At 46.5% G+C, this 22,220-nt stretch carries 22 protein-coding genes and 3 pseudogenes; 18 read left to right on the top strand and 7 right to left on the bottom strand.

Translation table 11 applies throughout. The features are described from left to right. Positions 1-52 precede the first annotated feature (52 nt). From vapB to MiSe_RS08885, 3 genes are read left to right on the top strand one after another with little or no spacing between them, the layout of a single operon-like run. The gene (vapB, locus tag MiSe_RS08895; RefSeq protein WP_226577653.1) at positions 53-262 is read left to right on the top strand and encodes a type II toxin-antitoxin system VapB family antitoxin; all 210 of its coding nucleotides are present in this window, start codon (positions 53-55) and stop codon (positions 260-262) included. A gap of 8 nt (positions 263-270) precedes the next feature. Next, positions 271-621 (top strand): type II toxin-antitoxin system RelE/ParE family toxin, encoded by a 351-nt coding sequence (locus tag MiSe_RS08890; RefSeq protein ID WP_226577652.1) that lies wholly within the window; start codon positions 271-273, stop codon positions 619-621. Next, complete coding sequence (locus MiSe_RS08885) at positions 618-914, top strand: helix-turn-helix domain-containing protein (RefSeq protein ID WP_226577648.1); 297 nt, start codon at positions 618-620, stop codon at positions 912-914. The genes MiSe_RS08890 and MiSe_RS08885 overlap by 4 nt, the downstream gene beginning before the upstream one ends. A 279-nt stretch (positions 915-1,193) precedes the next feature. Here the strand turns inward: MiSe_RS08885 and MiSe_RS08880 are convergent, their stop codons facing one another. Next, on the bottom strand, positions 1,194-2,783 hold the full coding sequence (locus MiSe_RS08880; RefSeq protein ID WP_226577645.1) for a glycoside hydrolase family 57 protein: 1,590 nt from the start codon (positions 2,781-2,783) through the stop codon (positions 1,194-1,196). Between the two features lie 280 nt (positions 2,784-3,063). Here MiSe_RS08880 and MiSe_RS08875 point away from each other — a divergent pair, with 280 nt between their 5' ends. Beyond that, positions 3,064-3,651 carry a DUF3038 domain-containing protein gene (locus MiSe_RS08875; protein WP_226577643.1) on the top strand — a complete coding sequence of 196 codons (588 nt, stop codon included), beginning with the start codon at positions 3,064-3,066 and terminating at the stop codon, positions 3,649-3,651. A 103-nt stretch (positions 3,652-3,754) separates the two neighbouring features. Continuing rightward, positions 3,755-5,980, top strand: a complete 2,226-nt coding sequence (locus tag MiSe_RS08870) for a DUF4335 domain-containing protein (RefSeq protein WP_226577640.1) — start codon at positions 3,755-3,757, stop codon at positions 5,978-5,980. 237 nt (positions 5,981-6,217) lie between these two features. Here the strand turns inward: MiSe_RS08870 and MiSe_RS08865 are convergent, their stop codons facing one another. Further along, positions 6,218-6,526, bottom strand: coding sequence for a hypothetical protein (locus MiSe_RS08865; RefSeq protein ID WP_226577636.1), 309 nt, complete (start codon positions 6,524-6,526; stop codon positions 6,218-6,220). A 706-nt stretch (positions 6,527-7,232) separates the two neighbouring features. On the opposite strand from MiSe_RS08865, the gene MiSe_RS08860 reads away from it, so the two are divergent. From MiSe_RS08860 to MiSe_RS08835, 6 genes and pseudogenes are all read left to right on the top strand, one after another. Continuing rightward, positions 7,233-8,429: a hypothetical protein gene (locus MiSe_RS08860; protein WP_226577632.1), complete on the top strand. Its 1,197-nt coding sequence runs from the start codon at positions 7,233-7,235 to the stop codon at positions 8,427-8,429. Positions 8,430-8,590: 161 nt separating this feature from the next. Then, the gene (locus MiSe_RS08855) at positions 8,591-9,304 is read left to right on the top strand and encodes a PspA/IM30 family protein (protein WP_226577630.1); all 714 of its coding nucleotides are present in this window, start codon (positions 8,591-8,593) and stop codon (positions 9,302-9,304) included. Positions 9,305-9,370: 66 nt separating this feature from the next. Then, positions 9,371-10,162, top strand: coding sequence for a PspA/IM30 family protein (locus tag MiSe_RS08850; RefSeq protein ID WP_226577627.1), 792 nt, complete (start codon positions 9,371-9,373; stop codon positions 10,160-10,162). Between the two features lie 279 nt (positions 10,163-10,441). Further along, positions 10,442-10,966 (top strand): annotated as a pseudogene (locus MiSe_RS08845) (Uma2 family endonuclease); the annotation flags it as partial. Between the two features lie 45 nt (positions 10,967-11,011). Next, positions 11,012-11,401: a hypothetical protein gene (locus MiSe_RS08840; RefSeq protein WP_226577624.1), complete on the top strand. Its 390-nt coding sequence runs from the start codon at positions 11,012-11,014 to the stop codon at positions 11,399-11,401. An 867-nt stretch (positions 11,402-12,268) separates the two neighbouring features. Next, positions 12,269-12,607: a hypothetical protein gene (locus tag MiSe_RS08835; RefSeq protein WP_226577621.1), complete on the top strand. Its 339-nt coding sequence runs from the start codon at positions 12,269-12,271 to the stop codon at positions 12,605-12,607. Positions 12,608-12,660: 53 nt separating this feature from the next. Here MiSe_RS08835 and MiSe_RS08830 read toward each other — a convergent pair whose 3' ends face one another. Together MiSe_RS08830 and MiSe_RS08825 are read right to left on the bottom strand one after the other, a co-directional pair. Next, the gene (locus MiSe_RS08830) at positions 12,661-13,914 is read right to left on the bottom strand and encodes a glycosyltransferase family protein (RefSeq protein ID WP_226577618.1); all 1,254 of its coding nucleotides are present in this window, start codon (positions 13,912-13,914) and stop codon (positions 12,661-12,663) included. Between the two features lie 443 nt (positions 13,915-14,357). Then, positions 14,358-15,110, bottom strand: coding sequence for an FkbM family methyltransferase (locus MiSe_RS08825; protein WP_226577615.1), 753 nt, complete (start codon positions 15,108-15,110; stop codon positions 14,358-14,360). Between the two features lie 203 nt (positions 15,111-15,313). Here MiSe_RS08825 and MiSe_RS08820 point away from each other — a divergent pair, with 203 nt between their 5' ends. The 3 genes from MiSe_RS08820 (at position 15,314) to MiSe_RS08810 (ending at position 17,439) form a co-directional block, all read left to right on the top strand. Continuing rightward, a complete protein-coding gene (locus MiSe_RS08820; protein ID WP_226577612.1) occupies positions 15,314-15,460 on the top strand; it encodes a hypothetical protein in 147 nt (48 codons plus the stop codon). 30 nt (positions 15,461-15,490) lie between these two features. Further along, entirely contained in the window at positions 15,491-16,762 is a 1,272-nt protein-coding gene (gene mgsA, locus MiSe_RS08815; protein WP_226577609.1) for a methylglyoxal synthase, read from the top strand. 116 nt (positions 16,763-16,878) lie between these two features. Beyond that, a complete protein-coding gene (locus MiSe_RS08810) occupies positions 16,879-17,439 on the top strand; it encodes a Uma2 family endonuclease (RefSeq protein WP_226577606.1) in 561 nt (186 codons plus the stop codon). 178 nt (positions 17,440-17,617) lie between these two features. On the opposite strand, the gene MiSe_RS08805 is transcribed toward MiSe_RS08810, so the two are convergent. Beyond that, entirely contained in the window at positions 17,618-18,208 is a 591-nt protein-coding gene (locus MiSe_RS08805) for a TetR/AcrR family transcriptional regulator (protein WP_226577602.1), read from the bottom strand. A 56-nt stretch (positions 18,209-18,264) separates the two neighbouring features. Here MiSe_RS08805 and MiSe_RS08800 point away from each other — a divergent pair, with 56 nt between their 5' ends. The 3 genes from MiSe_RS08800 (at position 18,265) to MiSe_RS08790 (ending at position 19,963) form a co-directional block, all read left to right on the top strand. Continuing rightward, the gene (locus MiSe_RS08800) at positions 18,265-18,759 is read left to right on the top strand and encodes a hypothetical protein (RefSeq protein ID WP_226577600.1); all 495 of its coding nucleotides are present in this window, start codon (positions 18,265-18,267) and stop codon (positions 18,757-18,759) included. Positions 18,760-18,805: 46 nt separating this feature from the next. Then, positions 18,806-19,279 carry a DUF29 domain-containing protein gene (locus MiSe_RS08795; RefSeq protein WP_226577597.1) on the top strand — a complete coding sequence of 158 codons (474 nt, stop codon included), beginning with the start codon at positions 18,806-18,808 and terminating at the stop codon, positions 19,277-19,279. A 201-nt stretch (positions 19,280-19,480) separates the two neighbouring features. Continuing rightward, positions 19,481-19,963, top strand: a complete 483-nt coding sequence (locus tag MiSe_RS08790) for a hypothetical protein (protein WP_226577594.1) — start codon at positions 19,481-19,483, stop codon at positions 19,961-19,963. 71 nt (positions 19,964-20,034) lie between these two features. On the opposite strand, the pseudogene MiSe_RS08785 reads toward MiSe_RS08790, so the two are convergent. Beyond that, positions 20,035-20,283 (bottom strand): annotated as a pseudogene (locus MiSe_RS08785) (type II toxin-antitoxin system RelE/ParE family toxin). 304 nt (positions 20,284-20,587) lie between these two features. Here MiSe_RS08785 and MiSe_RS08775 point away from each other — a divergent pair. Continuing rightward, positions 20,588-20,770 (top strand): annotated as a pseudogene (locus tag MiSe_RS08775) (Txe/YoeB family addiction module toxin); the annotation flags it as partial. 319 nt (positions 20,771-21,089) lie between these two features. Here MiSe_RS08775 and MiSe_RS08770 read toward each other — a convergent pair. After that, the gene (locus MiSe_RS08770; RefSeq protein WP_226577586.1) at positions 21,090-22,019 is read right to left on the bottom strand and encodes a hypothetical protein; all 930 of its coding nucleotides are present in this window, start codon (positions 22,017-22,019) and stop codon (positions 21,090-21,092) included. Positions 22,020-22,220: the final 201 nt, after the last annotated feature.

The following is a 22,220-nucleotide window of genomic DNA, read 5'->3' as shown; positions in this document are numbered from 1 at the left end:
CGATCGCCCTTAGCAATTGTTATCATCAGTTTAGCGATCGAGAGGCGATCTAATGCTAGAAACCACAATCTTAGAAACCCTGGTCAAATTGCCAGATTCTCTAAAACAGGAAGTCCTGCACTATGTAGAATTCTTAGCGGCAAAATATGCCAATAACGAGATTACCGTAAATCCTTCTCAAAAGAAACGTCAAGCCGGGATGATGAAAGGCACGTTTGTCTTACCGCTTGCTGATGATTTTGATGCACCATTTGATTCTTGACAAACCCGATGACCATCAAACCGATTCGATGGGTTGGTGCTGCCCGCGAAGAAATCCAATCTCTTCCTGACGATGCCCGCAAAGAAGCCGGTTTTGCACTTTGGACACTTCAGCAGGGCATACAACCATCAGACTTTAAACCCATGTCGATCGTCGGCAAAGGTGTTGAAGAAATTCGGATTCGGACAGAAAATGCCTATCGGGTATTCTATATTGCTAGATTTGAAGAAGCTATTTACGTTCTCCATGCCTTCCAAAAGAAAACTCAGAAGACAGCCAAGAAAAATATCGAAATTGGACAGAAACGCTACCAACAGTTGTTACAAAATCGTTTAAATTCAACAGAACCCGAACCATGAGCGAAAATACGATTACCCAAGCAGCCGACAATATCTTTCTCGATCTGGGATTTTCAGCCGCAGAAGCTGAGAACTTACTCATCCGATCGCAACTCATGCTCGCCCTGCAAAATCAGATTAAACATCGCGGTTGGACGCTCGAACAAACGGCTCAACATCTCAAACAGTCAAACGACCAAATCAAAGCTCTAACTCAAGGTAAAATTGGGCAATTCTCGGTTGATACTCTGATCGCAATGCTTAACCAAATAGGCATGACTGTCAAAATCGAAATTTGCCCCAAGGTAGCTTAGGAATATCGCGTAAAAAACAAAGCCTCGACTGGATAGATCGAGGCTAGATAGGTATTGATTCAAAGTAGAGACGTTACATGTAACGGGGAGCATGTCAGGTTTGTAAATTTACGTTACGCCGACACCCGCGCATGGTGCGGCTATACAAACGAGAGCCATCCTTCGCGGGCTAAAGCTTTTAAAGCCTGCGAAGGCAGGCTTTGTTTGTGTAGCGACACCATGCGCGGGTGTCGGCTACAAAGTTGACATGCTCCCCATGTAACGTCTCTACTTTTTGTTTCACAGCGGTCGATAAACGCGATAGTTAATTTGGGGGAAAATATTATCGATCGCTTCGACTTTTTGCAGCCAGCCGCTGTCAACTTTGCCAGCATTGAGATCGTCGTAGAGTTTAGTAAAGCGCATTAAATGCGATCGCGTCCGCTTCTTGGCATAAGGTACCATCGTTCCCGTCCGCATAATAAACGCCCAGTCAGAAGATTGCGCCAGCAGCAATTCTCGCGCCGCTTGATTGAGCGCCCGAAATTCTAATTCATCTGCTGGTTCTCGCTTTGCCAGTTCGATCATTCTTTCTGCCCCTTTGTGCAAGTGGGGATAAATCCACGAATTGGTTTCGTTGAGCCAAAACTCGTGGAAGCCTTTATAACCCCAACTAGATTGAGCCAGACGGCACACTTGTTGCTTCGGATGATATCGCAAATAATCTGCTAAATGGGTAAGAGCATAAGTTTTTTGATCGTGCCAAGACTTGCGGATTAAAAAATCCAAAAACATCGGCCCTTCATACCACCAGTGACCGAACAATTCTGCATCGTAAGGCGAGACAACAATCGGAGGTTGCTGCATCGAAGTGTAAAGATGCTGGATTTGGCGTTCCCGATTATACATAAAATTGCCAGCGTGTTCTGCTGCTTTTTCCTTTGCCCAGTAAGGGTCGTATAATTGTTTCTCGCTCAAGCCGATGCCGCGCCCAGTAATCTTGTGGTACTTAATGCCGATATTTTTGCGCTGACCGTTCGGCATGATGTAGGGCTTAATATATTCGTATTCCGCTTCCCAGCCCAAATCTTTATAAAATTCTCGATAGACCGGATCGCCAGGATAGCCGAGTTGAGTAGACCAAACTTGGTGCGCCGACTCGTGGTCGCGACCGTAAGCAGCAATGCCGGTTTCGGTAAAAACAGGGGTATAAGTGCCAAACCGAGGACGGGGACGCCCATAAAGCAGCCCATGTCCGTCAATTAACATGTAGCGCAAGCCAGCATCGGCGAGCATCCGCTCCAGGCCATTATAATAAGCGCATTCCGGCAGCCAAATGCCCTTGGGAGGACGCCCGAAATTTTGCTCGTAATGTTCGCAGGCGACTTGAATTTGCGCCCATACGGCTTCCGGATACATTTTCATCAGCGGTAGGTAGCCGTGAGTCGCCCCGCAGGTGATGATTTCTAGGTTATTCGTATCTAAGAATTGCTTGAGGGCCGAAACCAGGTCGCCATTGTAGCGGTCCCAAGTTTGTCGAGTCGTGTCAAACTCTTTGGCGTAATGTTCCGCGAGGTAGCGCAGGTGACCGTTGAAATGATTGCGCTCACTTTCTAACTCAACCAATTGTCTCAGTTTGGCTAAGTGTTTTTCGTAACGCTCTTGTAGTAAAGGGTCGCGCAGCATTGACACCAACGGCGGCGTCATGCTCATCGTAATTTTGAAGTCTATGCCATCCCGCCTTAAACCTTCAAATACTAATAGCAAGGGAATATAGGTTTCAGTAATGGCTTCATAAAGCCACTCCTCTTCTAGAACGTAGTCGCTTTCAGGGTGCCGGACAAACGGGAGATGGGCGTGCAGTACGAGAGCGAGATAGCCGGTAGCCATAGTTATTCAGCGAGGGTGTATTGTAGAACTGACTCAGCAGGAGGTAAGGCTTCGCAGTATTTTAAGATTCTAAGGCGAAAACACACCCTAGCAGATTGAGACTGCCAGCGATTGCCCAACTCCCTTGAAATCTAACTTTAGAAAGATGCATTAATTCTCAATTTACAATTGGACAGCGCCAGTTCTCCGCTTTACCCTTTCCCAATGCCCGTTGATCGATCTTGTTGCCAAAACTGTAACGGAAAGATCGCTATCAATCGTTTGTTTATATTCTGAAGATATGCGCTCACAAGCTCAGTCCCCCACCCCAAGCATCAACTGGGAGGAGTTCAACCTAACTGCCTTACCAGATCCAGTGCAGTTGGACAACATCAAAGCCCAGCTGGATTTAGTTTTGCTTGCCTTAGAAACACTAACGGGAATTGGCTCGGACGCCATCCTCAGCGCCGCAGCTCAGTTGAATCTGGAGTCTGCGATCAAAGACCGGGTTACCCTGTGGCGTTTGCGCTCGTCGAGTCCTTTACGCGGTGAGGGAGGGCGGAAAAAGCTGGACGTGGAAGAAGCGCGCAGTCTGGTTTTAATTATCTGCCACCTAGCCAAACAGCATCAAGAACTGATCCGTCGCGCCGTTGCCCTGCTGGAACAGATGACCGAGCAAAACCGCGCTCCCCATCTTGCCGCGCTTTTAGGAGATTACCTCGACGCCTTTAGCAACAAGTACGTTGAGCGCATGGAAGAAGGAGAAAACCTATCCTCCGACGCCCTAGCCCACCTGGCGCTCAAACTCATGATCGATTTACTGTTCTACAGCAGCGCTGGCGGTCATCGGCGTCTCTGGCTAGCACTTTTGGGAAAAAGCAAAAAGTAATTTTGTCACTCGCTAATTGGTAATTGGTAATTGCTTTAACCGTTCTCCATTACCTATTACCTATTACCCATTACCCATTACCCATTACCCATTACCTAGTCTTATGTCCTCATCCAACTCAGTTTTGCGCCGCTACACGCCGCCCACTTGTACCCTGGAAATTACCGCTGCTGGCTCGCCCCTATCCCGGTGGATTGGTCGCCCAGCAATCAAGCAGTTACAGTTCCAGCTGAGTCTTGACGATCCGCGATTGCCTGAGGAAAAACGGCTGACGCTCAAGGGCGACAAAACCCAGTTAGAAGCGCTGCGGGAAGCTGTGGAAACTTACGTGCAGGACTTGGTCGGTCAATCCCCCGCCCCTACTGACACCGCTTTGGATTTGCACCCAGAAGCCCCATCAGCAAATTTGGTATTGCATACAACTAATGACGAGACTACTGTTGTCCCCGCGACAAGTCCAGAGGAAACCGCAGCAGTTGATTCAGGCGAGGCAGCGCCGGCAGCGTTACCACCTACCCCGCTGCCTGGGCTTCCAGGTAATATTTACCTGCAACCCGATGGAATACTGGCGCATAACCTTTATCTCGGTTCTCTAGCGACGCCTGAGTCAGGGGCGGTGGTGCGCCTGAGTACGCTGCAATTATTTGACCTCGCTACGGCTTTTGAGCAATATGCAGAAGATTTGGTGGTATTGCCTAACCTCAAGCGCGGAAAGAAAACAGGCTTTGCGACCAAGCTAAAAAATCCCCCGGTTTGGGCAAAAACTGCGGCGGGGCTTGTGTTGGTAGCGGGAGCAACCGCAGCGGGCGTGCAATTGCTTAACAGAAATACGTCGATTCAAACCGCAGATGCACCCCAGGCTAACCCAAATCCTACCCCGACCGAGCAGCCAATTGTTGCCGGTATCCCCTCACCCAGTCCGACGCTGGTAGTGCCAACCCCACCCCCGTCTTCTGCGCCAATTTTGCCAACTCCAACCTTGGGGGCGCTGGCGTCGCCTAGCCCCAATGCATCGCCGCCCTTGGGGACTGGGGTGACGCCTAATCCCGCCACCCCATCGCCGCCCTTGGGGACTGGGGTGACGCCTAATCCCGCCACCCCATCGCCGCCCTTGGGGACTGGGGTGACGCCTAATCCCGCCACCCCATCGCCGCCCTTGGGGACTGGGGCGACGCCTAGTCTCGCCACCCCATCGCCGCCCTTGGGGACTGGGGCGACGCCTAGTCCCGCCACCCCATCGCCTCCCTTGAGGGCTGCAGTACCACCGCGTCCTAATGCGCCGTCGTTGCCGTCTTCGCGATCGCCCGCTGCTGGAAGCTCGCCCAATTCGTCATACAAGGTACCTGGGTTGCAGTTTGATGCCCCTAGCCCAACGACTCCTCCAACTCCCCTTCCGACTCAGCCGCCGCTGCGGCAAAACGATGCCACCCAGGGACAAGGCAGCCTGCCTCAAGGCGCATCGCGCAGCGTCCCTAAAGCCGCATCGCGCAGGGTGGCTCAACCCCGATCGCGCCCCTCTCCTAGTCCGGCAATGACGATTCCCCCCGACCCAGTTGCGACTCCTACCGACCGAGTTACAGAGCGCAGCTCACGCCCGACGACTCGTAGAGACCGCACGGCTGTTCGTTCCACACCGACTCCCAATCCGACATTTTTCCCCAGACCAGATGTGACTCCCAAAGCCACTGCTTCTCCTGCTAGGGTTCCGGGAGCAATTCCAGCACCAATTGTTCGGGCTCCGGTGGCGATCCCCACACCTGCGTTCGAGACTCCCAGGGCAATTCCCACGCCAACAATCCCCCCTCGTCCCGCCATTCCGACGCCAGACTTCCCATCTCCCACTGCCATTCCGACGCCAGACTTCCCATCTCCCACTGCCATTCCTACCCCGATGGCGGCGGCTCCGGCTATAATTCCTACCCCCACCCCCAGAGCGACTACTCCAGACCCGTCAGTCGCTGCATTAAGATCGAGTCCAACTCCTAAGCCAGAGGCTAACCCAAGTCCGGCAACAGACAGAGACAACACCAGCGCCGTCTTTGACCCGATCCCCCAAGTCGCTGAGGTGAGACGGTATTTCCAGCAACGGTGGCAACCCCCCTCAACTTTGACCCAAGATATCGAGTACACTTTGTCGCTCAATCCCGACGGGTCGATTAAAACCGTCACTCCCCGAGGACAAACCGCAGAAATCTATCTGGATCGCACCGAGATGCCTTTGGTCGGAGAACCTTTTGTTTCTCCCATTGAGGGCGGACGCAATACCACGATTATCTTGGTTTTATCTAAGGATGGTAAGGTGCAGGCATTTCTTTTGCCGTCAAATTAAGCCTTGGGGAGTCTTCAGGGGTTTGTAGTAGCGCTGTCTTCGCTCTATACCTTCGCCAGCGCCTGCCTAAAGCTATAACTTTGCCGTTTTCTTAGCGCTACTAACAACCCATCATCCAGTTTGCGATAAATCTTTGATTTAAATTCTGCAATTCATCAATTTCTCTCAAGCTTCGTTTGTCAAAACACTTTTAATCAATACCAAACCCTCACGAGAGCGCATTTTAGGCCAGTGCGGCTACACTGGTAGCGGCTCTTGCTGCTTTTCTTCTATCGAAGCACTCTTCGGCTCTGGCGCGTCCATTAGAGGCGTTTCTGATGAATCCTCTAATGGCAGCACCTCCCGTAACATGAATACCTCTTTTTGCCAGATCAGCATCTTTTCCAGATTTTCCCCAGAAGGGGCAAACGCTGGGATCGCCAGGGAACACGCTTGCCAGCCGCCTCGAACGGGTACGCCCAGCTGCTGGCAGTTACCGCCGCGTCTTCCTTCCGGCGTGTAGTACCGGCAAGACCGACAAGCTGAAGCGATGGGATGCAGGTTCATAAAAGCTCTCTACCTTTTTGGGAGTTACTTTTGGTCAATAACTGTTGCTCCTCATCTTCATTTATCTCAAATGGCTCAACCCCCCTCAATCCTGAGAAATCCTTACCCAGACTGGGTTATAGCGATCCCGAATAAAATATAAACTTTATGATTTCTTCAGTTTTGTGTTAAGAAACTGATACAATTTATGGGAAGAACCCTATTGATTTCAACTAAAACTTGTCCGGGATCAAGGTAAACAGGAAACAAGGGCGTAGCAGCAGATACGGGATTATATAAAAAAACACTAAATATAAAACTTAAATCTAGCTGAAGACAGAGATCAGGTGGGTCAATGCTGAATCTATCTAAAGTAAGAGACAGCATGAGTCAAGGGTGACGCTGCCAGCGCTCGCCTTCACTACCAGACCAAACCGATCCGAACCTGGTTTAAAGGCACAAACAGACTCGAATGTCAACTACAGGAAGAAGCAAAATAAAAAGGGAGCCGATCGGTTGATTGGTCGGTGCGGCAGGTTTGTGGCGATTTAGCTAAAACAGGACTGACGCTCACCCATCCGGGTTTCTATGAAAAAAGGTGATAGGAACGCCCAAGCGTAAGTCCTGTAAAATCTAAAATCTAAAATCTAAAATGCCAGTGGATAATTGTCCCTAGTACCTGCACCGATCTGACGCAACAAGCAATTGGTAGGAGACAGCATTCGCTATGAGCCAACTTTCTTCTGTTGAATCTTCGCCTCAATCGTCCCCAACTCCAGGGCTAGACCCGACTTTACAAGCGGTTCTCGGCAACTTGGATGTAAATCTGGAGGAAGAATTAACCCGCTTCCGCCGTCAGCGCCCCGGCAAAAAGATGCTCTATACCAATGGGTCAAGCCGTCCCAAGGTCGATAAATCTTTGGATCTGATCTCGGTGAAAGCAACGGGGGGCAGAAATCTTGGGGCTGAAAATAAAGCATCTGCGGCTAGCAACAATCCGACTCCGGGTGGGGTGGAAGATCTAAACGAGCAACGAAATATCCCAGCAGCAGCTATCGCTTCTGATGTGGAGACGAATGTCAGCGCAGCGGTGGCAACGAACTACACTCAAGCAGCAGCACCGGGTGCTACCTTGATCCAGCCAGATGATTATCTCCAATCATCGGAAGCGCTGCTCAAAAATCTGACAGCAGAACCAGAAAACCCTTTCACCCCCGAACAACCAGAACGCGAGTCTGATGGACTGCTCAGCCCCTTGGGTATTGGCTCGATGCTATTGTTATTGCTGGCAAGTGCAACTTTGGGCTATGTGGTGATGAATCCAGCTAGCGTCAGCCACCTCAACCGATTGTTTGAACCCCAAAAGCCCAAGGTCGCTGAAAATACGCCAAAAACTGCCGCTGCTGGTGGGAATGCATCTGTAGTTAGAGGGATTCCCACTTCGCCCAACTTAGCTGCTGAGGAATTTGGCGAATTGACTTTGCGATCGCTCAGTACGGTAGAACCTAGAGTCGCTGCCATCCCAACACCGGCACCCCGTCCTCAGATTCCCGTCAATACCCCAGCTACCATACCGAGTGCGGTACCCGGTAACGTTCCTTTGGATTTGTCCCGCAGTCTTTTACCACAGCCAGTTGAGTCGGGAAGCTTACCCCTACCCACAAGCGCACCCACTCCCGCAACTCGGCAAACTGGGGCTAAACCCGCAAGAGCTGGAGAAAATCGCTACTTAGTCGTGATGGATTATAATGGCTCGCGCTCCCTAACTCAAGCGCGTAAAGTGGCAGCAAATGCTTTTGTTCGTCGCTTACCCGACGGCACTCGCATCCAATTGGCTTCCTTCCCAACGGCTAGCGAGGCTAGAGCTAAGGTGCAACAGCTGCAAAAACAAGGGGTATCGGCTCAGCTTTATCGACGCCCCTAATTCTGATCGAGACAAGGGAAATGTGAGAGATGAAGAAGTAATATCGACGCTACCTTCTTTATCTTCCCGATCTTTCCTATCTTCAAGGGTGCGATAGCGCGATACCATGAAACTAATTGGTATGGCAATGGGGCTGCGGACTCAGTAAGGGGAACGCCACTATGGGACTTCTCGATCGCATTGGGCGCGCGATCCGCGCTAATATCAACCATTTAGTCGGTCAGGCGGAAGATCCGGAAAAGATTCTGGAACAAACTGTGCTGGAAATGCAGGATGACCTGATCCAACTGCGTCAGGCGGCTGCAAGTGCGATCGCTACTCTCAAACGTACCGAACGACAACTCTCACAAGCTCAGTCTTCCGCAGATGAATGGTATCGCCGCGCCCAACTGGCTCTCTCTAAGGGCGATGAAAACCTGGCGCGGGAAGCTCTCTCGAGGCGCAAAACTTATCAAGAAACTGCTAAAGCCTTCGCTACCCAGTTAGAGCAGCAAAATACTATCGTCGCTAACCTGAAGCAGAACATGCGGACGCTAGAAAGTAAACTAGCTGAGGCTAAGACTAAAAAAGATATGTATATTGCCCGCGCTCGCAGTGCGGCGGCTACTGAAAAACTCCACCAAATGACGAGTCGTTACAATCCTAGCGGCGCGTTGGGTGCTTTCGATCGGATGGAAGAAAAAATCCTGCAAATCGAAGCTCGCGCCGGTGCTATAGCAGAATTAGGTAGCAACGAACTGGAACAGAAATTTGCCGCCCTCGAAGCAGGCGGCGATATCGATACCGAACTCGAAGCCATGAAGGCTAAGATCGTTGCAGGGAACAACCCTGCCCAGTTACCCAGTGCGCGCAACACCGATCCGCAAAAACCCTAAAATTATTGGCTATGGTTTAAATAGCTGCTTTGTCGCTTTGATAATACGCCCCAAAAGGAAAAAGTTATGGGATTGTTTGACCGCATTAGCCGAGTAGTCCGAGCCAACCTGAACGACGTGGTTAGCAAGGCTGAAGACCCGGAAAAGATTCTGGAACAGTCTATTATTGACATGCAGGAAGACCTGGTGCAGCTGCGTCAAGCTGTTGCTCAGGCGATCGCCACTCAAAAACGTACCCAACAACAGTACAACCAAGCCCAATCCGAAGTAAATAACTGGCAAAGCCGCGCTCAACTGGCTCTGCAAAAGGGCGATGAAAATCTGGCTAGGGAAGCGCTGCTAAGGAAAAAAACCCACTCTGACACGGCGGGTGCGCTCAAACAAACCCTGGATCTTCAAACCACTCAGGTAGACCAGCTTAAGCGCAATCTCATCGCCCTGGAAAGTAAAATTTCTGAGGCGAAGACTAAGAAAGATATGCTCAAAGCCCGCGTGGCTGCCGCAAAGGCGCAAGAGCAGCTGCAAAATACCGTCGGTCGCATGGGTACAGGTACGGCGATGGCTGCCTTTGAGCGCATGGAAGAAAAGGTTTTGCAAATGGAAGCTCGCGCCCAAGCAGCTGGCGAGTTAGCTGGGAACGATCTGGAAAGCCAATTTGCCCTGCTCGAATCTGGTAGCGATGTGGATGATGAATTGATGGCGATGAAAGCGAATTTGCTGGCGGGTTCTGCCCCCAATCAAGCTGCTCTTCCTTCTGCTAGTCAATCTTCTGCCCCGCCATCCAATACACCAAATAAAACATCAACACAGGTTGATAAGGATTTGGAAGAATTGCGTCGCCAAATGGATCAACTCTAATCTATTTTGCCCTTTGCTGAAGCATGTTTACGCCCTGGAGATTGACTCTAAATTCTCGTTGAAAATGAGGTTTAGAGTTAAAATCCAGGTTTTACTTTATTTATTCAGTCCTGACGCAAACACCAAAGTTTCTATGAAAAATCGTCGCTTTGCAGCTAGAGATTTACGCAGAAACTTTGGTGATAGGAACGCCCTTGCGTCAGTCCTGTTATTGATATTCAAGGATTTAAGTCTATGGTGTCGGCAATTGGATCGCCAGAAAAAATTTCTTTATAAAATTTTCTCAAATCGCCAGAAACTAAACCTGCCAGCGAGTATATCGATGGAGTAATTTACCAAAAACCTATGCCTCAAGGTGAACATAGTATAATCCAAACTCGTTGATTGGCCGCGATTAATCAGGTTGGTGAAGCGAGTAAGTCAGCTTTGGCGTTTACCGAATTACGCTCCAGGTTTGGGGGTCGTTCTATCGTGCCAGATATTGCGGTATTTGAGTGGCAACGAATTCCCCGTCAAGCCAATGGGAGAATTGATCGTAAGTTTGAAATTTGTCCGGATTGGACGATTGAGATTATCTCGCCTAAACCAAGTCCAAATCCCGTTATTAGAAAGATTATCTTTTGCATCAATCAGCGAGCAAAGTTGCGTTGGTTTATCGATCCGCAGGATGAATCGGTGTTGCTTTTTCAACCCGCTCGCCTACCTGAAGTGAAATATGCGCCAGAAAAGTTACCCGTTTTGAGTGTTTTGGGAGATTGGGAGTTATCTGTAGCAGATTTATTTGCATGGTTATATGTGCAATGAAGTCTGTTAAGATTTTTATAATATTTTGTTTTCCGAGCATCTAAAATGGAGATCAGCGATCTGTTTCCGTTTCCGTTTAAAATTACACTCGATACCACGGCGATTGCCGGCGCGCTTTTGTGGTCGCTGGCGTTGTATCTCGGCTTTTCCCCCGTGGGTGAGTGGGTTACCCAGCAACTGAATCGTTGGTTTAATTTTGCCGAGCGATCGCTCTACACCTCCCAAGCAGAATTTGACCGCACTAAGAAAGGCAGAGAATCTCAAAACGCCTTTTTTGCCTCTTTATTCAGCATCGTTCCTTTTTTAATCGCCGGCGCTTTGTGCAACTGGGGCGTCGAACTAGGTTTAGGTGACAGTTGGGGCATCAGTATGGGTCTGTTAGCTTGCGTCGCTTGCGGCATCTACGAGTTGGGACGCCGCGATGGGCAAGTGTAGAAAATTTTAGATTTTAGATAAAGAAGTGGGTGTGGTAGGATTGCGCGATTGCCTGCTTTGGGGTATTATTATCATAATGGAAATCTGTGCCAAATTAATATTTTAAGATAGTTCTTCCTCATCGAATCGATTGTATCATATAAAAATCAGAAAGTCTAGCCCAATGCATCACATAATCAGGGATAAATAACGCAAGTTGCTAGTGATTCAAATGGGGAATGGGGAATGGGGAATGGGATGGATGGCTGAGTCTATTCTTGACAATTACCCTGACACCCCAGAGCCTAGTAACGCGATTACCTATTACCAGCGCCCTTGGATGTAACTAGCAAGTTGAGTTAAAAGAAAAATACGATGGCGCCAAAGCAGTTTTTAGGGTATTATTATCATAATGGAAATCTGTGCCAAATTAATATTTTAAGATAGTTCTTCCTCATCGAATCAATTGTATCATATAAAAATCAGAAAGTCTAGCCCAATGCATCACATAATCAGGGATAAATAACGCAAGTTGCTAGTGATTCAAATGGGGAATGGGGAATGGGGAATGGGATGGATGGCTGAGTCTATTCTTGACAATTACCCTGACACCCCAGAGCCTAGTAACGCGATTACCTATTACCAGCGCCCTTGGATGTAACTAGCAAGTTGAGTTAAAAGAAAAATACGATGGCGCCAAAGCAGTTTTTAGGGTATTATTATCATAATGGAAATCTGTGCCAAATTAATATTTTAAGATAGTTCTTCCTCATCGAATCGATTGTATCATATAAAAATCAGAAAGTCTAGCCCAATGCATCACATTTTTGCTCTTAATTAACCTGATATAAAGAGAGAGGGAAAAAATGCAAATACTGGAGAAGAGTTATGGGACAAGATAGAAAATATAGTGATATGTGGTCTGGTATAAGGCTGTTAATTACTATGCATTTTATCGGATTTATACCAGTGTTTTTAATTGGGATGTTGTTGCAGTTGACGGGATATGAGTGGGCGGATATTTATGCCATAATTTATGGATTTTGCAGCCTTTTATTATGGCAACTTTTATACGTAATTCCTTGGTTAATTTACTTGAAACAAAAACGATTTTTTGCAGCAGCAAAAGGAGTCATTATAGGGGCGGTAATCACGGGTTTACTGAGTGGATTTTGTTGCATATTATTCAGGGAGCAGATCTCTGAGCTTTATTGTATTTTAAAATAAATTGTTCAGCACTCGTACTCTACTAAAAAAAATTTAAGCGCTGCCTACCCGGGCTAACAAATATACAGTTCCTCCCCAACTATCTGAGCAAGTTTTTGTGCTGCGCCTGGTTGACCTCGGACGCTAAGCAAGCGGTCGCGCATTTGTTCCAACTTATGGGGATGGTCTAAATAATCGATAACTAAATCTGCCACATCTTCAGGTTGGAGATTTCCGACTAATTCGGGGACAATTTCTGAATTTGCCCATTTATTAGGCCATGCAAATAACCGCCCTTGTCGCAATAATAACGAGTTAATAGCTTTAGCAAAAACCGAACCAAGTCCGGGCAAATTAGCCAATAAACCAGGCAAACCATCCCAAGAACGCATCGCATCTAATTGCTGAGTTGGTAATAGAACTATCATCGGGACTGCTAAGGAACCCAACTCGGCGGTATTGGCGCCAACTGTAGTAAGGCAAAGGCGACATTGAGATAATAAATCGTAAGCGGGAAACTGGGTAAACAATTCCACGCGCAAACCAGAGGGAGTTTTGAGGAATGGAGAGTCTGAGTTAGAAGGGATAACTAATTGAGCACTTCCCCATCTAAATTGTTGAATTAAAGGATTTTGATTTGTCAGGGCAAAACGAGCTAAAGTTTTAAGGTCTAAAGTAGGCGCAACGGGAATCACAAAACGAGTTTGAGGACGCACAGAGTGGATGCGTTGTGCGATCGCTAAACACAGAGGTACACCCTGGGCTAATTTTGCTGGTTTCGATCCGGGTAGCAGTCCAATTAATTCAAAGTCGGATTTACAGTCGTTCTCTATCTCCCCCCCTTCTTGCGCTTCTGCCATTAAGTCGCCGACGACTGTAAATTTATTGGCATATTTTGGCGATGCTTTGGCAGCAATTTCTGGTTTCATGACGCCGAAGCGGTCGATCCAATTGTGCCAGCGGGCGTCCCATTCGGCATAAACGACGGTACGATATCCTAAACGCTTGCCGATGATGACGGTATAAAATTGGTCGCCGCCGAGGAAGAGAACAACTCCCTTGTGGCGCCAGTCCCAATTTTCTGCTGTTTTGCCGGATAGTAGAAATGGGAAAAAATGTTCTGCTGCTTGAACGCGGTCTACTTGTGGGTAGGAAAGAGCGATCGCATCTTCTTTGCCAGTCGCATTCGGACAAGGAGATAATACCACCGAAATGCGTACTTTATCCCGCTCTTCCCCCAACTGTTGCCGCAAGGATTGTACAACGGGACGCACCCAGGTGGTTACTTCTCCAGGGGCATTGGAAAGAATTAAAATATCGACTGTCATCAGACTGTTATTTTAAGGCAAACTGCATTTAGCTCTGAATAAGTAGCGCGATAGAAAGCTTCGTTGAAGTAGGGCGAGACTAATCTCCGACCTTGTCTTCGACTAAACTGTTGAAAGCGCGCCCGCCCTGATGTAATCAAAGCGGCAAAGAATGCCGCTTTGATCTCCAAATATTTTACTATATAACGTAAGTTGCTAGTTACATCCAAGGTGGCTGGTAATGGGTAATGGGTAATCGGTAATTGTCAGGATTCCACTATCTTTTAATCCAATTACCAATTACCAATTACCAATTACCACCGCCAAAGCTTATAACTAGCAACTTGAGTTATATAGTAATCTTCATTGACCAGAGCAAATTTCATCAATTGCTTCTTTTGTTCCCGATTTTTTAGTTAATTTAATTGCGGCCAGCAAATGCGATCGCATTTGTTGGCCGTCAATTATAATTTATTCCTAAAAAATATTCGATCAGCTTGTAACATCCTGCCCGTTCGAGGATCGGAAAATCCGGGAGAGATATAGTAGATTTCAAATCCCATTTTTTTCAGCTTGTTACACATTTCTTCAAACAATATTCCGCCTTCATAAAGGGGAATAAAAGACAATTCTAATTGCATACCCTTAATATTGGTTAGGATTTCGGCAGCTCCTTCTAAAACTTTATCTTCAAAGCCTTGTACATCTATTTTAAGGAAAGTTGCTTGAGATTTTTTCATATAACTATCGGCTGCCTCAGATAATTTTAACATTTTGACCTTTTCAGAGCCGATATAGACCGAGCTGGGTGCGGCGTCAACGTGAGCTGATAATATTGGCAATAGCGAGCTGCTTTCGGAATTGTTGGAAATATTAATTTCAATTTCGGTATTTTTATCTCCAATTGCACATCGGGGTGCTATTTCCCAGTTTGGATGCAATCGACTTGCTTCTAGGAGTTTCTCGTAGGCAGAAGATAACGGTTCAAAAGATACTATTTTGCCGACATAGCCGATCTTAAAGAGTTTACTGGCAAATTGTCCGTTGTTAGCCCCTACATCTAAAACTAAATCGATTTCATAAAGATGCAGTAGCTTGAGAAAACTTGAATTTTTCCGGTGAGAATCTATAGATATGTGTCCTTCAGCGGGGACGGGGGAGTATCTAACTATATCTATTCCAAAGTTACGGAGAATTTTTCTCAGAGCTGTTTTCATAATTTACTGAAGTTATTATGGTAACTCAAGTTGCTAGTTATAAACTTTGGCGTTGCTAATGGCTAATTGCTAATTGCTAATATAGGATTTTTACCAATCTCGCCATTAGCCATTAGCCATTAGCCGCTCCAAGAGAGATAACTAGCAACTTGAGTTATGGTATAATTTAAATTAAATTTTAGTCGGTTAATCCCAAATATTCAATGTATGTATATAAATATTACAAAGCAGTACACCTACCCGTAGCAGCTGAGTTTCCCTGGGGCACTGACAAGGATACCATTACCCAAGCATTTGCCTCGCGAGTCTGGGTGTGGCGATGGGGTGGAATTGACCGGCTTTGGATATGATGACAAACAGCAACATACTTCCAACTCACTATGCCTGCAACGATCGCACTCATTGCCCACGATCGCAAGAAAGATGATATCGTCAACTTCGCAAAGCAACACGCACTTGTCCTGGGTCGTTACAAATTAATTGCCACGAGTACGACGGGACAGCGGATTCAAAATGCTACCAGATTACCAGTCGAGCAAATGTTATCCGGTCCAATGGGAGGAGACGCGCAAATTGCGGCAGAAGTTGCCACAGGTAAAGTTGTCGCGGTAATTTTTCTGGTAGATGCTTTATATGCCCAACCCCACGAACCGGATATTCAGGCGCTTTTACGTATTTGCAACGTCCACAACGTGCCGCTTGCTACTAATTTAGCGACGGCAGAGGCAATAGTTGCTAGTTTAGAAAAAACTCAAGTTGCTCATTTAATATTTAATCCCGTATCGGGACAGGGAAATGCAGAACAAGACCTTTCTTTAATTCAACAACTGCTTTACCCGCAGATGCACTTGCACGTTCATTTAACGACAAAAGATACAGATCCGGTGCAGTTGGTGAAAGATGCGATCGCAGCGAAAGCCGATATTATTATCGCCTCTGGCGGCGATGGGACTGTTTCAGCAGTTGCAGGTGCATTAATAGGGACGGGAATACCTTTAGGAATTATCCCCAGAGGGACGGCGAATGCATTTTCAGTGGCGTTGGGAATTTCAGGGGCGATCGCACCGATTAGAAGCGCCTGTCAAGTCATTTTAGGCGGATACACTCGCGTTGTGGATGCCGCACGTTGCAACGGAATGCCGATGATTTTACTAGCAGGAATTGGCTACGAAGCCGAAACAGTAGAAAAAGCGAGTCGCGAGTTAAAAGATCAGTGGGGTGCGTTAGCTTATTTAATGGCAGGATGGCAGCAATTAGATACTCAAGAATTATTTGAAACTGAAATTGATATTGAAGGGGAAGTCCATCAGTTGCAAGCAGGGGCAATTACGATTGCCAATACCGCACCCATCACCTCAATTTTAGCACAAGGTGGAGGGCAAGTTATTTCCGATGATGGACTTTTAGATGTAACAATTGCCGCAGCAGAAACCAAGCTGCAAGCAATTACAGGAATGCTGAGAATGTTGGGAGCAGCTTTAATTAAAACCGGCATCGAACATCAAAATCTTGTCCATCTTTGCGCTAAGCGGATGAAAGTAACAACAAATCCGCCGCAAAAAGTAGTATTAGATGGGGAAATTATCGGCACAACGCCGATAGATATTGAATGCATTCCTGGAGGTTTAACGGTTTTGGTTCCCAAACCTTAATTATTGATTATTATAGGGGCGGGTTTTACCAATCAATCCGCGCCAAGAAACCGGGTTTCTGGCATGTTTAAACCCGCCCCGCCCTAGCTATATTCTTAAAAGAAGGAGTTAATTGTATGACAGCGACAAGAGATAAAATTTGGACAGTAGAAGAATATCATCGGATGATTGATGCGGGCATTTTGAATGAAGATGATAAAGTTGAATTGCTGAACGTTCGAATTGTCCAAATGAGCGATCAAACTCCACCCCATGCCGGTAAAACCCAGCGAGTATCTGACTATATCAAAGAACTACTTACAGCACAAACCCACGTGCGTATGCAGTTGCCAATTACTTTAGCCACCTCGGAACCAGAACCAGATATTGCTGTAGTTCGTATCGATGGGGGTGCTTATGGCGAGCATCACTCCAATGCTAGCGAAATCTTTCTCTTAGTTGAAGTTTCCTACAGTAATTTACAAATCGACCTTGAAGAAAAAGCGCTCATTTATGCTAGAGCAAATATTGCCGACTACTGGGTTTTAGATGTAGCTGAACGCCTTGCTTATATCTTGGGAAATCCTACACCAGAAGGCTATCAATCTGAAATGATTCTTCCAGATAATGCCGTTATTGCACCACTCGCTTTCCCAGAGATTGAAATCCCCTTGTCAGAGCTATTTTTACCTGTTTAACTACCTAGATGTAAATCAAGTGAAAATAATTAACTCAAGTTGCTAGCGATCAAACCGATCCCCCCAAACCCCCCTTGCCAAGGGGGGCTTAAGAGTTGTAAAATATTACTATTAGCAATTACCGATTAGCAATTAGCAATTAGCAATGAGCAATTAGCAATGAGCAATTAGCGATTATTCAGACTCCAACATCTCTGAGAAAAAGATTTAAAGCGCGGCGAATGTATGCTTCCCAAGTTTCAGTTGTGGATGGAAAAATCAGCGCATAAAGCATGATTCCACTCATCATATCGAAGACTAAACCCGAATCTAAATTTGCTTGAACTTCATTTCTTGCTTTTGCCCGTTCGATTACAATGGTAAAAGCTTCCCGTCTAGGTTGTAGATATTTTGTCCAGTAAACTTGAGCAAACTGAGAATTGCTGGATGCGCTGCTAATAATCATTGCAACTGTTTGTTTTCCCAAAGGATTCAGGGTAATTTTTGCAGCATTTTCGATCAGCACATCAATATCGCCCCAAAAAGTACCCGTGTCAGGGATGACAATTTCTTCCCTTAAGCTTTCAATCGCATCTGCAACGAGTTCTTCTTTAGATTTGTAGCGGCGGTAGATGGTGGTTTTGCCAACTCCTGCACGGGATGCGACCGCATCGATACTCATGCGATCGTATCCCACTTCTGCCAGCATTTCCAGCGTTGCTTGCAAAATCGCTTGATGGGATTGGACGCTGCGGGGGCGTCCCATTGGTTTTTTGGCAGTCTCGCTCATGAGTGTTATTATAGTTTACGAAACGGTTACGTATCGAAAGTACTTGAGGTTGAGTTATGAGCGATCGCCTGCGTCCCCGCTACACCGACAAAAACAGCACTCAAACCCTCCGCGAAGGGTTGGAGGAATACTACGCAGTCAATTCTGACTTTACCCATCCCAGTACTCAACCACCAGATTTTGCTAAAATCTTGCTGGCTCATGATGCAAGTCATGTAATTTATGGCTGCGATACTGATATGTATGATGAACTTAAAATCCTGCCCCTGACATTTTGGACGAGTGATTTTAAGTTCCGAGATTATTTGAGAGAACGTAAAAATCCAGCCGTAGATGTAATGTATGAGGATTTAATCAAACATCATGGGGTGCTGTGGCTATATAGTTCAATTTTGATTGTTATACCACAATTGTTGCCAGAATTGATTTCAATCTGGTTTAAAACTCGCAAGCGGCAGCGTTACGTGCCATTTTTGAACTTTGAACCGCTTTTAGATAGGTCGCTTTTAGAGATTCGTACAGAGTTTGAAATTTTGCCTTTCATTAAGTGAGATTGTGTCACAATAGAATAAGCGATCGCTTGCAGGAGACACTCTCGTGACAACCGAACTCCAAGCCAGCCAAAAAAGTATCTACGATACTGATTTCGTGGGTTGGGTTGAAACTACAGTCGAACAATTACGGACTCAAGACTACGCCAATGTAGACTGGGAAAACTTGATTGAAGAAATTGAAGATATGGGTAAGAGCGAGAAGCGGGCAATTTACAGCAACCTTAAAATTCTATTGCTCCATCTCCTCAAGTATAGGTATCAGGCAGAGAAACGCTCAAACAGTTGGTTAGCAAGTATTGTTGAGCATCGACAAAGAATCAAAAAAGCATTTAAGGAAAGCCCAAGCTTGCAACCATATTTTACTGAAATATTTAACGAGTGCTACCAAGATGCAAGGGAATTAACTGCGGCTGAAACGGGACTAGGAATTGATGAGTTTCCAGTTGAAAATCCCTTCAATGCTGAAGCAGTCCTCAATTCTGACTACTTGCCTTGTGGGGATGATAATGGGGTATAATACAGCCAATAAAAGTATTATGCTACCTTCACTTCTAAGGAGATTTTGACAATCGAAATATCTATCAAGCACTGGCAATCGTCGCCCCAAATTTTGTCGGCGATTAGCAGTATTGAGTAAATCAAATACCGTATATTTTCCGACAGGCGGCTGTTTGAGATTTGGTATAGTGAGAGCGGTGTTTTTCAAACAAACCAATCTGTGATTAAACAATTTGCTGCTGTTGCGTTCTCTGTCAATCTTCTGTTTGCTGGAGCTACTCAGCTTCAAGCCAATGAATTGAACGATGCGCCCACTTGCGATAATTCTTCTGGGGAGTGTTTTTACGCTCATCGGGTGTATCAACTTGAACAAATTACCCAAGGTTGCCGAGAAACTCGCAGAGTTGAAGGAAATATGACCTATACTGTTTGCAGACTCAACGGCAGACCTGTAAGAGCTTCGGAGTCTCTGACGGAATTAGGTGATGGTATGGGCTATTGGTTTGAAAATGGTAAGGTGGTGGCAATTCAGCGATTCCACGATGGCAGCACGATCTTTTTCAACCAAGGCAAACTGACAGAAGTATATTTCGATGGCGGTTCCGAGATCCAAAGTGAATTCTCTGCCACAGAACGACAGGAACTAGAAACATTAGCCAGGAATGGGTTTCGCAACATTTTCCGAAAACTGAATGTGCGGTAGTTGCGATCGCGCTTTGCGATAGCTACCCTTCACTCGCAGCGTCGGGTGTGCATCTCGCTACCAGTGAAGTCCTAATAAACCTCGTCGTGACTACCAATATCAACAAAAACAGCTTTTCCGTCATCGGTGAAATAAAACAATATTCTTTAGTTGTATTCTAGGCTGAAACTCCAGAATTCTTTCAGCTTCCCTGACAACTTATGAGTTTTCAAGCTTTTTTCAAAAGGGTCATTGACAAATTGCTCTACTTTTTGCCAAAATTTGGCTTCTAAATCTTCATTTCCCTGGATTCGTTTTTTGAAAGGATTACCCTCAATCATCAGCCGGGACACGGCACGATTAACGTTATCTGTTTGTCCGAGATATCTATAATGCCGTGTCCCTACGCAACAACTCTGTGAGGTTTTTTTATTACGGGCAATTCAACGGACATCATATGAAAAGCTAAAACTAACCTCTATTATCACTCTTCTACCAGTTGTTTGAGTTTGTTAATATCAGAGGAAAAATTCAGTTCACCGTTTTGCTCTTCGGCTTGACTGAGCTTGAAATTGTTATATATCTCCTCCCGAAGTTCTGCTCTCAAATATTGAATTAATAGCAGTTGAATCTCTTGTTTTTCGTCAAACGTTACTAGAGATCCTTCAAGTCAATCCGTTTCAAAATCCGCCACCATACGAGAAATTGGTGGGAGATTTGGAGGGTGCATATTCGAGGGGAATCAACATTCAACATCGTCTGGTGTACGAGGTGATTGAATCTGAAAATACGGTGAAAATTTTGCGGATGTGGACGCATTATGAGTAGGGTTTTTACAAGTTGCGGGAGTTACATGGAGGATGTAGTAGAGTACGCCTGTGGAATGGCGTACTCTACTTGAGCTAGGCTAATAAGCTGCTACGCATTTACAGCGGATTGCAGCCGTATGAGGTACACCGAAAGTTTGTGTAGCGGCACCCTTAAGGGTGCCGCTACACAAACGAAGCCTTAAGGCTGTACCAAGACGAGGCAAGCAATCCGCTGTAAATCGAATAAAATGACTCAGCGATCGCAGTCTATCGATCAGCTTTCAAAGCGGTACTGTTGTATTTTAAAGACTTAACCGCAAAAAATCAGATCCTAGTGACTAAGGCACTCTCAGTGCAATCGTCACCGCGAGTCCGGTAGTGTCATGGTAGTACGTCCGGTTCCTCCCGAAGCCCACGGCGAAATCGATTGTATCGCCCTGAAGTACCGCAAGATTGGTATCGAACCGCGCGGCGCTGCTATCGCCAAAGCCCTCAACAAAGTTGTCGAAAATAGACTGATTCTTGTGGAGAATATGTACATCAGTCGTTGTTGGCCCGACAAAATTTAGACCAGTAAATACTGAGGCGAGCGAGATGTTACCAGCTTCCAGTGCAGTCCAGCGCACCAAGCCATACTCACCGGCAGGCCCTGGATGTAAAGCTAATTGACCGGGTTCAAAGCGGGTCGTAGTGCCGAGTACGATCGGGATGCCCGTCGCGTTGTGATAGACGCCGGGGTTGCCATCAGGGGCACGGTTGCCGCACCAGGAGTCAAGACCTTCCCGAACTCTGGGGTTTCTGCTGAGGATAAAAGGCGATCGCAGACTTTCTGCCCATCCGTAACTCCAAACCCCGTTAGGATTATTAGTGCTAGAGAAATCGGCAGCAACATCCCCAGATTGCGAGGCTATTTTTATCATCAAGGCTCTCAAAGTTCCAAATTTCCAATCTCGATCGCGATGTGCAGGAATTGACAGGATTTGTTTGAATTGAAGGTTTTCATAGATATGATGAGTGTCAGTCATGCTTCGCAGAAACCAACTTTTTTGCATTGATTCATCCTGCAATGCATTCACAACTAAATCTAACCCTGCTTCTCCATATTTCAGCGCTTCAGAAAGTGCGGCGATTCTGACTTTGAGTACGGTCGAAGATAAGCGACTTTTAACGCCCTTGATGCCTCCTAAGACTGCTGCATCGATCGGGGTTGAATTTTGACCGCCTTTGACGGCATCGTATTCTCTGGGTCGATTTTCGGGGTCTGGCATGGCGCTGAAATCTCTACTCTGCTCATAATTGTGGCAATTAGCAGAGTGTTATGTCCAGGACTAGGGCGTGTTTACAAATCGCACTTTGTCTGAGCGGCGGGAGTTGCGGTAATGCGATCGCGCTTAATTTTTGCAGGACAGGACTTAGGCGATCGCGATCTAATATTTATATGGAATAATGCTGCGTGACCCCAGCGATTG

The organism is Microseira wollei NIES-4236 (assembly GCF_020521235.1).
GTDB lineage: Bacteria > Cyanobacteriota > Cyanobacteriia > Cyanobacteriales > Aerosakkonemataceae > Microseira > Microseira wollei.
This window is presented reverse-complemented; position numbering and strand designations above follow the sequence as displayed.